Below are 12,459 nucleotides of genomic sequence, written 5' to 3'. Positions count from 1 at the left end.
CATGGCCAACTCGCTCCTCGACTTCGTGATGTCGCTGATGAGCGACCCCGACGCCGCCGCCCGGTACGCAGCGGATCCGGCACAGGCGCTCGCCGACGCGAACCTCTCCGGCGTCACCGCCGCCGACGTCAACCACCTCATCCCCGTCGTGGCCGAGTCGGTGTCCTCCGTCGCCCCGAGTGCCGGTCTCGATGCGTTCGGCGCCGACGCCGCGAGCAACGTGTGGACGAGCGGGGAGGCGACCGCCGCGTTCGATGCCTTCGGTGACCACCTGCCGCAGCAGGTTATCGACGACCCGTACGGCACGCTGAATCACGTTGTGACGACCGGTGATCCGGGGTCGGTCATCGACACGGCCGGACTGGACGTCCCGGATGTGCCCACCGTCGCCGGCCTCGACGACATCCCGCAACTGGATGCGCCCGTCATCGACGATCTGCCGTTCGCCGACGTCACAGCCGACGACGGCTGGGTCCAGCAGGTTCACGACCAACTCGACCAGCACGGCATGGCGGCCGAGATCCCCCACGGCCCCGAACTGGACGACCTGATCTAGCCGATGGTTCTCTCCGCACACGACGGCGCAGCCCTTGACGGGCTGCGCCGTCGCTGCGTTTGCGCACGTCGCGGGGCTGACTCACGGACCCCCAGGGGCATCCCCTAATCCCCTAATCTAGATCCCCCGAACACCCCACTACGGGATGTCCACGCGAGGGGATCCGGCCCCGTTTCCGATGCCTCCGCCGCTCAATAACGTGGTCTTCAGTTCGCCGGAGCGATCCGGTGACCAGACCGAGAACCCGCCTGAGAAAGGAACCCCAATGACCAACCTCATCGACTTCATCCTGGATCTCTTCCGCAGCCCCGATGCCGCGGCACGGTTCGTCCTGGACCCGGACAACTCGCTGCGCGACGCCGGCCTGCCGAACGTCACGGCGGCGCAGCTGCAGGCGGTCGCCGCGACCGCCGCTCCCGCCGGCCTGGTGCTCGGCGGCGGCGACCCGGTGCAGGGCCTGCAGCAGGCGGTGGCGAGTCACCACAACATCGCGTCGCCGACCTGGGCCCCCAACAACGAGTTCGCGAGCAACAACAACGTGCCCATCGCGAGCAACAACGACCTGATGAGCCCCAACCAGTCCGCCGGGTCGAACGCCCAGAACGGCGCCTTCAACCTCGGCTTCGGCGACATCACCCTGGGTGACAAGACCAGCAACACCGCCACCGAGGGCGGCGTCGTGAACACCGGCACCGCCGGGGACATCGACACCACCAGCGTGAAGGGCGACGGCAACGTGGTCGGCGACGACAACAACGCCAACACCGGCACGGTCGTCACCGGGGACCACGGGTCCACGACCATCGGCCAGGGCAACGACACCGAGATCACCGATCAGTCGCAGAACGCGGGCGGTGACGTCATCTCCGATAACGAGGGCCCGGTCATCAAGGACAACGACATGTCCGGCGGTCACGGCGGCAACGCCGGCGCCGACGGCGGCGGCAGCCTGATCGGCATCGGCACCGGTGGCAACGAGGCCAACGCCGGTGGCGGCGGCGGTGGCGGGTCGATCATCCTGACCGACTCGCACAGCAGCACCAACTCGGGCAACACCTCGGTCGGTGGAAACCAGACCACGGTCGGCCAGGACTACGCCCAGGACAGCTCGGTGAACACCACCGTCGAGACGACGAACGAGATCCACACGGACAACTCGGTCGACGACCACAGCTACTCCGACAGCAGCCTGACCAGCAACGTGGCGTCGAACAACGACACCGACATCGCGTCGCACAACGACACGGCGTCGCACAACTCGAACGAGATGGACGCGTTCTGATCGACCAGTAGCGAACGGGGCGGGGATCACCTAGGGCACAGCCGGGTGATCCCCGCGCCGTTGCGTCTACCGTGACACGACGGCATTTCGAGGAGAACCCATGACGCAACCGAACGACCCTCGCAAGGTCAAGGTGATCCTCGAGCTCATCGACCACACCAGCCGCATCGCCGACACCTACGAGCGCGGCGACCTCGTCGAACGGCTCGCAGTGGCCAAGGAGCGCATCAGCGACCCGCAGATTCGCGTCGTGATCGCCGGCCAGCTCAAGCAGGGCAAGAGCCAGCTGGTGAACTCGCTGCTGAACGTGCCGGTCGCCCGCGTCGGCGACGACGAGAGCACGGTGTTGCCCACCTTCGTCTCCAGCGGTGACCCGGCGTCGGCACGGCTCGTCGTCGCCGACGCCAACGGCGAACCGCAGCGGGTGGACGTGCCGGTGGACGACCTGAAGAAGGATCTGCGGTTCGCCCCTCAGGCCGGCGGACGCGAGGTGCTGCGGATCGAGGTGAACGTGGCGAGCCCGTTGCTCAACGGCGGGCTGGCGTTCATCGACACGCCGGGCGTCGGCGGCCACGGTCAGCCCCACCTGTCGGCGACGTTGGGGCTGCTGCCCGAGGCCGACGCGATGCTGATGGTCAGTGACACCAGTCAGGAGTTCACCGAGCCGGAGCTCGTCTTCATCCGGCAGGCTCTCGAAATCTGTCCTGTCGCAACGATCGTCGCCACCAAGACCGACCTGTACCCGCACTGGCGCGAGATCGTCGCGGCGAACGAGGCGCACCTGCGCCGGGCCGGGATCAACACGACGATCACCCCGGTCTCTTCAGCATTACGCTCACACGCCATCCAGCTCAACGACAAGGAGCTCAACGAGGAGTCCAACTTCCCGGCGATCGTGAAGTTCCTCAGCGAACGCGTGCTGACCCGTGAGACCGACCGGGTGCGCGATCAGGTGGTCGCCGACATCCGTTCCGCTGCAGAGCATCTCAAGCTCTCCGTGGAGTCCGAGCTGTCGGCGCTGAACGATCCGACCACGCGCGAGAAGCTGACGGCGGACTTGGAGCGGCGCAAGCAGGAGGCGACCGACGCGCTGCAGAACACGGCACTGTGGCAGCAGGTGCTCAACGACGGTATCGCCGACCTCACCTCCGACATCGACCACGATCTGCGAAATCGCTTCCGCCACATCACTGCGCACACCGAGAAGGTCATCGACAGCTGCGACCCGACTCAGCACTGGGCCGAGATCGGGTCCGAACTCGAACAGTCCATCGCGACGGCCGTCGGAGACAACTTCGTCTGGGCCTTCCAGCGCGCCGAGGCGCTCGCAGCCGATGTCGCCCGCACGTTCACCGAAGCGGGCTTGGACACCGTCGACATGCCCGAGGTCAGTGCCCGCGACATGGGGGCCGGTTTCGGTGAGCTGAAGTCGGTGGCGCGGCTCGAGGCCAAGCCGATCGGCAAGGGCCACAAGGTCGTCACCGGTATGCGCGGTTCCTACGGCGGCGTGCTGATGTTCGGCATGCTGACGTCGTTCGCGGGTCTCGGCATGTTCAACCCGCTGTCGCTCGGCGCCGGCCTGGTGCTCGGCCGCAAGGCGTACAAGGAGGACATGGAGAACCGGATGTCGCGCGTGCGCAACGAAGCGAAGATGAACACCCGGCGCTTCGTCGACGATGTGTCCTTCGTCGTCATCAAGGAGTCGCGGGACCGGCTGCGGGCCATCCAGCGCCAGCTGCGCGACCACTACCGGGGCATCGCCAACCAGACCACCCGGTCGCTCAACGAGTCGCTGCAGGCCACCCTGGCCTCGGCTCAGCTCGAGGAGACCGAGCGCGCGACCAGGGTGCGAGAGCTGGAGCGGCAGCTCAACATCCTGGTGCAGGTCGTGGACAACGCGATCAAGCTGGAAACTCCTCCAATCGGCGCCGCCTAAACTGTTCCCCGATGAGCACGAGTGATCACGTGCGCGCGATCCTCGGCGGCACCATTCAGGCGTATCGGGCGGACCCCCATTACGCCCAGCGCCCCGACGTGCACAACCAGCTGGACTGGATCGGCAGGAGGCTCAACCAGCCGATCCGCATCGCGCTGGCCGGGACGCTCAAGGCGGGCAAGTCCACGCTGGTCAACGCTCTCGTCGGCGAGGACATCGCTCCGACCGACGCCACCGAGGCCACCCGCATCGTCACCTGGTTCCGCTACGGCCCGACGCCGAAGGTGACGGCCAACCACCGAGGCGGTCGTCGGTCCAACGTGCCGATCGTGCGCGAGGGCGTGACCGGCGAGCGTGCGCTGTCGTTCGACTTCGCCAGCCTCGATCCGGTCGACGTGGTGGATCTCGACGTCGAGTGGCCGGCGGCGGAGCTCGTCAACACCACGATCATCGACACCCCCGGTACGTCGTCGCTGTCGCGCGACGTGTCCGAGCGGACGCTGCGCCTGCTGGTGCCCGACGACGGCGTGCCCCGCGTCGACGCCGTGGTGTTCCTGTTGCGCACCCTCAACGCCCCGGACATCGCGCTGCTTCGGCAGATCGGGGAACTGGTCGGCGGATCGTCGGGAGCGCTGGGCGTCATCGGCGTGGCCTCGCGTGCCGACGAGATCGGGGCGGGCCGCATCGACGCGATGATGTCGGCGAAGGACGTCGCGGGCAGGTTCACCGAGGAGATGGACCGCACCGGCATCTGCCAGGCCGTCGTCCCGGTGTCGGGGTTGCTGGCGCTGACCGCTCGCACGCTGCGGCAGAGCGAGTTCGTCGCGTTGGAGAAGCTCGCGGGCGTCGACGCGACCGAGCTGACGAGGGCCATGCTGTCAGTGGACCGCTTCGTGCGGGAGGACAGCTCGCTGCCCGTCGACGCGCCGACGCGCGCGGCGCTACTGGACCGCTTCGGCATGTTCGGCCTGCGGATCTCCATCGCCGTGTTGCGCGCGGGCGTCACCGACTCGGTGGCGCTGGCCGACGAGCTGCTGGAGCGCAGCGGGCTGATCGCGCTGCGCGACGTCATCGATCAGCAGTTCGCGCAGCGATCCGATCTGCTGAAGGCGCACACCGCGCTGGTGTCGCTGCGGCAGTTCGTGCAGGCCAATCCGATCTTCGCCACGCGTGAGATCCTCGCCGACATCGATCCGCTGCTGGCCGACACGCACGCATTCGAGGAACTCCGGCTGCTCAGCCAATTACGTTCTCGGACAACGACGTTGAATGACGACGAGATGGCGTCGCTGCGGCGGATCATCGGCGGCTCCGGCACCGACGCGGCGAGTCGGCTCGGCCTGTCGCCCGACGCCCCGTACGACGGCCCGCGCGCCGCGTTCGCCGCCGCACAGCGCTGGCGTCGACGTGCGGACCACCCGCTCAACGACCCGTTCACCACGCGGGTGTGCCGCGCCGCGGTGCGCAGCGCCGAGGCTCTCGTCGCCGAGTACCACGCTCGCGGGCGCTAGGGCTGTTCGACCGGGCTCAGCGGCGGCGGTGACACCGTCACGGTGCTCGTCGAGGTCACCGTGCTGGTCGACGTGCTGACGCTCGGCGTGGTCGTCGTCGTGGTGGTGCTGGTGGTCGTGGTGGTGCTCGTCGGCTCGGTTGTCGTCGTCGTGGTGGGCGGCGTCGACGACTCCGGGGTCTGCGTCACCGTCTCGGTCTGGGTGACCGGGGGGACGACCGCGCCCGACGTCGCCGAGGTGGACGACGGGGACGACGTCGTGGTGGTCGTGTCGGAGGTGTCGTCATCGCCGGAGACGAGCGCGATGATCGCGTACACCACCAGCGCCAGGATCACCGCGCTTACGGCGCCGAGGCCGACGAGCCCGGCGGGTTTGCGATACCAGGGCGTGTCGGCCGGATGCTCCGGCAGGCGCCCCGTCTCGGCGTAGGCGTCGTACTTCGGCGCGTACGCGGTCGGCTCCTCGTCGGCGTAGTCCGAGTAGTAGTCGGGATCTTCGGGACCGCGCGGCATGCGCTCCACCCTAGATCGACTCCCCGAGTCAGGGCTGCGGGTACAGGGTGCGTGTTTCGTTGAGACGCGGCCGCTGCCGCGTCGTCGTCACGTCGTTGTCCCTGGTGCGGGGCGGCCGCCGCGACGTCGACGGATCCGAGGTGTCGGTGCCCGACGTGGTGGTCGTCGTCGCACCGGGGTCGTTGATATCGGACGTGACCGGCGGACTGGTGCTGGTGATCGTCGGCGTCGTGGACGTGCTGGAGGAATCGGTGACTCGACCCGACCCCGTCGTCGTCGGGTCGAGGAAGTACTGCTGTACGGGCGCGGGCTCGTCGAACTCGCGCACGAATGTCGAGATCAGGAGGTACAGCAGCGCCAGCACGAGCAGGGCGGCCACGCTCGCGCCGGCAAGCGTCGACGTGCGCTCGTGCCAGGCCGGTTCGACGGAGACGCGGTCACGCCGGTCGTCGTCGCGGGTCACGGGGAGTGATAGTAGCCGCGCCGGCGACACCGGGCCGGGTTCATCCCAGTTGCGGGATGACGTCCTGCGCGACGTACGCCAGGTGGTCCAGATCGTGCATGTCCAGCACCTGCAGGTACACCCGCTGCACTCCCGCGGCGGCGAAGGGCGCCAGGCGGTCGACGATCTCGCCGGCGCTTCCGACGGTCGGCGAATTGCTGCGCAGTTCCTCGAGCTCGCGGCCGATCGAGCCCGCCCGCCGGGACAGCGTCGACTCGTCGCCGCCAGCACACAGCACGAACGCCGCGGAGTACGTCAGGGAGTCGGCGGGGCGCCCCTCCGTCTGCACCGCGGCGGCCACGCGCTCGTACTGCGCGGTGAGCACGTCCAGCGGGACGAACGGGATGTTGAACTCCGAGGCGTACTTCGCGGTCAGCGCCGGTGTCCGCTTCGGGCCGCCACCGCCGATGACGATCGGGAGCGGGTCCTGAACCGGCTTGGGCAGCGCGGGGGAGTCGATGATGCTGTAGTGCTCGCCGGTGTAGTCGAACGTCTCGCCGGTCGGGGTGGCCCACAGCCCGGTGATGATGTCGAGCTGCTCGGACAGCCGGTCGAAGCGCTCCTTCAGGGGCGGGAAGGGGATGGCGTAGGCCTTGTGCTCAGCCTCGAACCACCCGGCGCCGAGGCCGAGTTCGACACGGCCACCGCTCATCTCGTCGACCTGAGCCACTGCGATGGCGAGCGGTCCCGGAAAGCGGAACGTCGCCGAGGTGACCATGGTGCCCAGCCGGATGCTCGACGTCTCACGGGCGATGCCGCCGAGAGTCACCCAGGAATCGGTGGGGCCTGGAAGCCCGTCGCCGGCCATCGCGACGAAGTGGTCGGACCGGAAGAAGGCGGAGTAGCCGAGGTCCTCCGCGGCTTTCGCGACGGCGAGCTGGTCACCGTAGGTGGCTCCTTGCTGGGGTTCGACGAACACGCGGAAGTCCATGAGGGGAGCCTAGAGTCCCCCGCGACCGTCGCGCACCGCGGCGATCCCGGCGTCGTCGCCCGTCAGCTCGACCCGCGCCTGATCCCGACCCGAGATGTACATCAGCAGCTCGCCCGGCGCACCCGTCAGCACGACGGACGGACCCTTACCCACGGTCGTCAGTGTCTTGCCCTCGGGGGTGCGCACCACCACGTTCGCGTCGGCCTTGAGCGCCATGCGTGCCATCACCGAGACCTGACGGGTCACCGCGGTGGTGGTCGCATCGTCGAGCACCCGCGGCTCCCACGGCTCCACGGCACGACGGACGTCCTCGTGGTGGATGAACATCTCCGCCACGTTGATAACCGGGTCGAGCAGTTTGAACGGCGAGAACAGCGGCGGCCCGGAGGCGACCTTGTCCAGCAGCTCGGTCCAGTCGGTATCCGCGGCGACCTGTCGGGTGACCCGCTCGGTGTAGTCGGCGAGCTGGGGGATCATGATTCCCGGTGCGGCGTCCAGCCTGCGTTCCCGGACGACCAGGTGCGCGGCGAGCTCGCGGTTGGTCCACTCCCCGCACAGCGTCGGGTGGTCCGGGCCGGTGTCCCGCATGGTCTGTACGAGCGCCGCGCGCTCCCGTTGTGCGACTGACACGTCTACTTCTCCTCATCGAGTGCGCGATCGAGGTTGATCGCGGCGCTGACGAGCGCGAAGTGCGTGAAGGCCTGGGGGAAGTTCCCGACCTGGTCGCCCGTCGCGCTCACCTGTTCCGCATACAACCCCACGTGGTTCGCGTAGGTGAACATCTTCTCCAACGCGAGTTGGGCGTCGGCCAGCCGCCCCGCCCGCGTCAGCGCTTCGACGTACCAGAACGAGCACAGTGAGAACGTGCCCTCCTCGCCGTCGAGTCCGTCGGTCTCCGGCGTGTACCGGAACACCAGGCTGTCGGTGACCAGGTCGCGCTCGATCGCCTCGAGGGTGGACAGGAACTTGGGGTCGGCCGGTGACAGGAACTTCACCATCGGCATCAGGAGGACGGCGGCGTCCAACGCGTCGCCGTTCTCGGTCTGCATGAACGATCCGCGATCGGCGTCCCAGCACTTCGTCGTGATGCGTTCGTAGATCTCGTCGCGGACCCGCGACCACGTGGCCACATCGCCGGGCAACCCGCGCCTGCGCGCGATGCGGATGGTGCGCTCCAGCGCCACCCAGCACATCAGCAGCGACGTCGTGTAAGCCCGCCGCTCGCCGCGCACCTCCCACATGCCCGCGTCATCGCGCTGCCAGTTGTCCATCACCCACTCGACGAGTGCGACGACGTCGTGCCAGGCGTCGTCGCTGATACCGGGTCCGTGCTTGTCGAAGAGGTAGACGGAATCGATGACCTCGCCGTAGATGTCGAGTTGCAGTTGCTCGACCGCCGCGTTGCCGACGCGCACCGGTCGCGAGTCGCGGTAGCCGCGCAGGTGGTCGAGTTCGACTTCGTCCGGCGGGACGTTCCCGTCGATGTCGTACAGCACGCGCAGCGGGCCGAGGTCGTCCTCGTCCTCGGTGGGCGGGACCTCGCGGTCGCGGCCGATGCGCTCCGACAGCCACGCGGTGAACGCGCGGGCCTCGCCGGTGAACCCCAGTCTCAGCAGTGCGTACAGAACGAAACCCGCGTCGCGGATCCACACGTATCGGTAGTCCCAGTTCCGGTTACCCCCAACGTGTTCGGGAAGGCTGGTGGTCGGCGCGGCGATGATCGCGCCGGTGGGTTCGTGGGTGAGCAGCTTCAGGGTGATCGCCGAGCGGTGGACGGTCTCGCGCCAGCGGCCGGTGTAGCGCGACTGCGACAACCAGTTCCGCCAGAACGCCGTGGTGGCGTGAAGCAGCGCGTCGGTCATGTCCATGGTGTTGCAGGACGGCTCATCGTGCTCGCCCAGCACCTCGAGCACGAACGTCGCCGTGTCGTGGGTGGTGAGCTCGACGTCCGCGTGCACGCGTCCGTCGTCGGCGATCTCGAGCTCGGTCGAGGCGACCAGGCCGAGACGTAGCCCGTCGCCGGTGAGCAGCACGCCGTCGCCCGACTCCTCGGCCCGGCACCGTTGGCGTGCGTAATCGGGGCGGGCGTCGAGCAGCGTGTGCATGCGGATGCGTCCGCGCACGCAGCTGACCCGGCGCACCATCCGTTGCCGGTGCTCGGGGTCGCCGGCGCCGAGAATCGGCATGAAGTCGTGGATTTCGGCGACGCCGTCGTCGGTGAGGAAGCGGGTGATCAGCACGGCGGTGTCGGGGTAGTAGAACTGCTGGGTTCTGGTCACCTCACCGGCGGGCGCGAGCCGCCAGCTGCCGCCGTCGTCGGGGTCCAGTACCGCGGCGAAGACGCTGGGCGAGTCGAACCGCGGCGCGCAGAACCAGTCGATCGTGCCGTCGGTTCCGACGAGCGCACTGGTGCGCAGGTCGCCGATCAGGCCGTGCTGGGAGATGGCGAGCCAGTCGTCACCCATCGCCCAACCGCCATCCGTCCGGACCCGCCAGCTCGGTCGCCTCGGCGGGTCCCCACGACCCCTTCGGGTACGGCTGCGGCTGCGGGGGATCGTCGAGCACCGGCTGGCACACCTGCCACAGTCGGTCCACCTCGTCGGCGCGGGTGAACAGCGTCTGATCTCCCCGCAGCACGTCGAGGAGCAAGCGCTCGTAGGCCTCGAGGCCGTCGGAATCGTCGGCACTGGAATCGAATTCGACCGCCCGCGGTGCCAGCGTCAGGCTCGGCCCCGGCTTCTTGGTCAGCAGGTCCAGGGTGACGGCGGGAGTATCGGTGAGCTCGAGAACGAGTCGGTTGGGCGGCTGCTCGCCGAACGTCTCCAGCGCCGGCGTCCGAAAGGTGAGGGTCACGGTGCGCCGCGTCTCGGCCATGGCCTTGCCCGTCCGCAGCAGGAACGGAACCCCCCGCCAACGCTCGGTGTCGACGTACGCCTCGAGTGCCACGAACGTCTCGACCGCCGAGTCGTCGTCGACGCCGTCCTCGTCGCGGTAGCCCTCGTACTGACCGAAGACGACCCTGGCGGGGTCCAGTGGGCGCATCGCCTCGAAGACCTTCGCCTTGGCGTCGCGCAACGACGTCTCGTCGAGGTCGGTCGGCGGCTCCATCGCGACGAATCCGAGGACCTGGCACAGATGCGTCGAGATCATGTCGCGGAAGCAGCCGGTCGACTCGTAGAAGCCGCCCCGCCCCTCGATGGTCAACTCCTCGGGGACGTCGATCTGCACCGAGCTGAGATGGTCACGGTGCCAAGCGGGTTCGAGCAGACCGTTGGCGAATCGCAGGGCGAGGATGTTCTGCACGGCCTCCTTGCCGAGGAAGTGGTCGATGCGATACACCCGGTCCTCATCGACGACGTCCTTCAGCGCGGAGTCCAGGTCGCGGGACGACTCCAGATCCGTCCCGAAGGGCTTCTCCACGACGATCCGCGCGTCGTCGACGATGCCCTCTCGCCCCAGCATGCCGATCATCGGCAGCATCGCCTGCGGTGGCACCGAGAGGTAGACCAGCGTGCGGGAGTTCTCGCCGAGTGCCCCGCGAGCGGTCCGCACCGCCTGCGCGAGGTCGGCTCCGTCGTCGGCATCGGACACCTGAAAGGACAACCGCTGCAGCAGGTGTCGCAGTACGCCGTCGTCGACATCGGGCCCGCTGTCGGTCAGCGAGGTCCGTATCGACTCGCGGAACTCCTCGTCGGAACCGGGGGAGTGCCTGCCGGAACCGATGATCGCGTAGTCGTCGGGTAGCCGGCCGGCGGCCGCCAGCCGGTACAACCCCGGAAACAGCTTGCGCTCGGCGAGATCACCCGTCGCGCCGAACAGGACGAAGACGTGCGGGTCGAGGTGATCGGTCACGACGGCTCCCGCACGTCGCGCAGCGCGTTCTCGACGACTTCCGTGAGCGCCGGGTGAATCCAATACGGCTGGTGCGCGAGATCATCGGCTCGGACACCGAATTGCATCGCCACGACGAAGATCTGGATCAGGCTAGCCGCCTGCGGACCCATGATGTGCGCCCCCAGGATTCGGTGGCTGTCGCGGTCCACCAGCACCTTGCACAGCCCGGTGTCGTCCCGCATCGCCCAGCCGTACGCGACGTCTCCGTACGGGGTGCGGCCGACGAGATAGTCCGGATGGGTGTCGCGGCACCTGCTCTCCGTCAATCCGACGGAGGCCATCTGCGGATCGGCGAACACCGCCGACGGCACCAGGTCGTGGTCGACGGCGCGCATCCGGTCGGGGTGCAGCAGGTTGTGGGAGACGACCTCAGCCTCGCGGTTCGCGACGTGCTTCAGCGGAATGGGGGCACTGACGTCGCCGAGGGCGAAGACCCCGTCGGCCGTGGTGCGGCAGAACTCGTCGACCACGATGCGACCGTCGTCACGGGTGTCGACGCCCGCCGCGCCGAGGTTGAGGCGGTCGCTGTTGGGCCGACGGCCGGCTGCGACCAGAAGCGTGTCCGCCTCGACCGTGCTGCCGTCGTCGAGGCGCAGCCGCAACCGCCCCGGTGCACCGTCGAGGGACTCGAGCCCCGCGCCGAGCCTCAGGTCGTAACGCTCCCGCGCGATCTCGGTGTAGCGCTGCCTGATCTCGTCGTCCTGAGGGCCGCCCAGCAGTGTGTCGGACTGCTCGATGACGACGATTTCGCTTCCCGCGCTGGCGAATACGTGCGCCAGCTCCGCGGCGATGTAGCCGCCGCCGAGGACGGCGAGGCGCTGCGGCGGCTCGTCGACGCGCATGATCGTGTCCGAGGTCTCGAACGGTAGGCCGGATTCGGCGACGACGTCCGGAATCACCGGTCGGCCGCCGTTGGCCAGCACGACGCGGTCGGCGGTCAGTTCGGTGCGGGTGCCGTCGGATGCCTCGACCAGGAGGGCGCGCGGCCCGGTGAACTCGGCGCGGCCCGAGTAGAAAGTGGTGTAGGCGCCGTCCTCCCGATCCTTTCGCCCCTCGTCGGAGTGCTGGTCGGTGCGGCCGAAGACGCGGTCGCGCAGCTCGCGCCAGCGCACCCCCCGTAGTTCGGCGTCGACGTTATAGCGGTCGGCCGCCGCCGCGGTGTCGGCCACGCCTGCCGCGTAGATCAGCATCTTCGACGGGATGCAGCCGTAGTTCAGGCACGTGCCGCCGGCACGGCGTTCCTCGACGAGGCCGACGCTGAGGTCGGCGAAGGACTCGTTGACGACCGCGTTACCCGATCCCGTTCCGACGATGACGATGTCGTGATGCACCAGA

General features: G+C 68.6%; 11 protein-coding genes. 4 read left to right on the top strand and 7 right to left on the bottom strand.

Annotated features, from left to right (window positions below):
* Nucleotide 1: 1 nt before the first annotated feature.
* The 4 genes from NM203_RS08015 (at nucleotide 2) to NM203_RS08000 (ending at nucleotide 5,285) form a co-directional block, all read left to right on the top strand.
* Nucleotides 2–556: an Rv0340 family IniB-related protein gene (locus tag NM203_RS08015; protein WP_255059305.1), complete on the top strand. Its 555-nt coding sequence runs from the start codon at nucleotides 2–4 to the stop codon at nucleotides 554–556.
* A 265-nt stretch (nucleotides 557–821) separates the two neighbouring features.
* Nucleotides 822–1,838: an IniB N-terminal domain-containing protein gene (locus NM203_RS08010; RefSeq protein WP_255059304.1), complete on the top strand. Its 1,017-nt coding sequence runs from the start codon at nucleotides 822–824 to the stop codon at nucleotides 1,836–1,838.
* Between the two features lie 100 nt (nucleotides 1,839–1,938).
* On the top strand, nucleotides 1,939–3,774 hold the full coding sequence (locus tag NM203_RS08005) for a dynamin-like GTPase family protein (RefSeq protein ID WP_255059303.1): 1,836 nt from the start codon (nucleotides 1,939–1,941) through the stop codon (nucleotides 3,772–3,774).
* A gap of 11 nt (nucleotides 3,775–3,785) precedes the next feature.
* Nucleotides 3,786–5,285, top strand: a complete 1,500-nt coding sequence (locus NM203_RS08000; protein ID WP_255059302.1) for a dynamin family protein — start codon at nucleotides 3,786–3,788, stop codon at nucleotides 5,283–5,285.
* Here the strand turns inward: NM203_RS08000 and NM203_RS07995 are convergent.
* From NM203_RS07995 to NM203_RS07965, 7 genes are read right to left on the bottom strand one after another with little or no spacing between them, the layout of a single operon-like run.
* A complete protein-coding gene (locus NM203_RS07995; RefSeq protein ID WP_255059301.1) occupies nucleotides 5,282–5,797 on the bottom strand; it encodes a hypothetical protein in 516 nt (171 codons plus the stop codon). The two genes, NM203_RS08000 and NM203_RS07995, sit on opposite strands and share 4 nt — an antisense overlap.
* 28 nt (nucleotides 5,798–5,825) lie before the next feature.
* Nucleotides 5,826–6,260 carry a hypothetical protein gene (locus tag NM203_RS07990; RefSeq protein WP_255059300.1) on the bottom strand — a complete coding sequence of 145 codons (435 nt, stop codon included), beginning with the start codon at nucleotides 6,258–6,260 and terminating at the stop codon, nucleotides 5,826–5,828.
* Nucleotides 6,261–6,300: 40 nt separating this feature from the next.
* Entirely contained in the window at nucleotides 6,301–7,230 is a 930-nt protein-coding gene (locus tag NM203_RS07985; protein ID WP_255059298.1) for an LLM class F420-dependent oxidoreductase, read from the bottom strand.
* A gap of 9 nt (nucleotides 7,231–7,239) precedes the next feature.
* Nucleotides 7,240–7,860, bottom strand: coding sequence for a TIGR03085 family metal-binding protein (locus NM203_RS07980; RefSeq protein WP_255059297.1), 621 nt, complete (start codon nucleotides 7,858–7,860; stop codon nucleotides 7,240–7,242).
* A 2-nt stretch (nucleotides 7,861–7,862) separates the two neighbouring features.
* The gene (locus tag NM203_RS07975; protein WP_255059296.1) at nucleotides 7,863–9,695 is read right to left on the bottom strand and encodes a glycoside hydrolase family 15 protein; all 1,833 of its coding nucleotides are present in this window, start codon (nucleotides 9,693–9,695) and stop codon (nucleotides 7,863–7,865) included.
* Nucleotides 9,688–11,082, bottom strand: coding sequence for a glucose-6-phosphate dehydrogenase (zwf, locus tag NM203_RS07970; RefSeq protein WP_255059295.1), 1,395 nt, complete (start codon nucleotides 11,080–11,082; stop codon nucleotides 9,688–9,690). The genes NM203_RS07975 and zwf overlap by 8 nt, the downstream gene beginning before the upstream one ends.
* Nucleotides 11,079–12,458, bottom strand: coding sequence for a mycothione reductase (locus NM203_RS07965; RefSeq protein ID WP_255059716.1), 1,380 nt, complete (start codon nucleotides 12,456–12,458; stop codon nucleotides 11,079–11,081). Before NM203_RS07965 ends, zwf begins: the two co-directional genes overlap by 4 nt.
* Between the last annotated feature and the right edge of the window lies 1 nt (nucleotide 12,459).

The organism is Mycolicibacterium arenosum (genome assembly GCF_024320865.1).
Taxonomy (GTDB): Bacteria; Actinomycetota; Actinomycetes; order Mycobacteriales; family Mycobacteriaceae; genus Mycobacterium; species Mycobacterium arenosum.
This window is presented reverse-complemented; position numbering and strand designations above follow the sequence as displayed.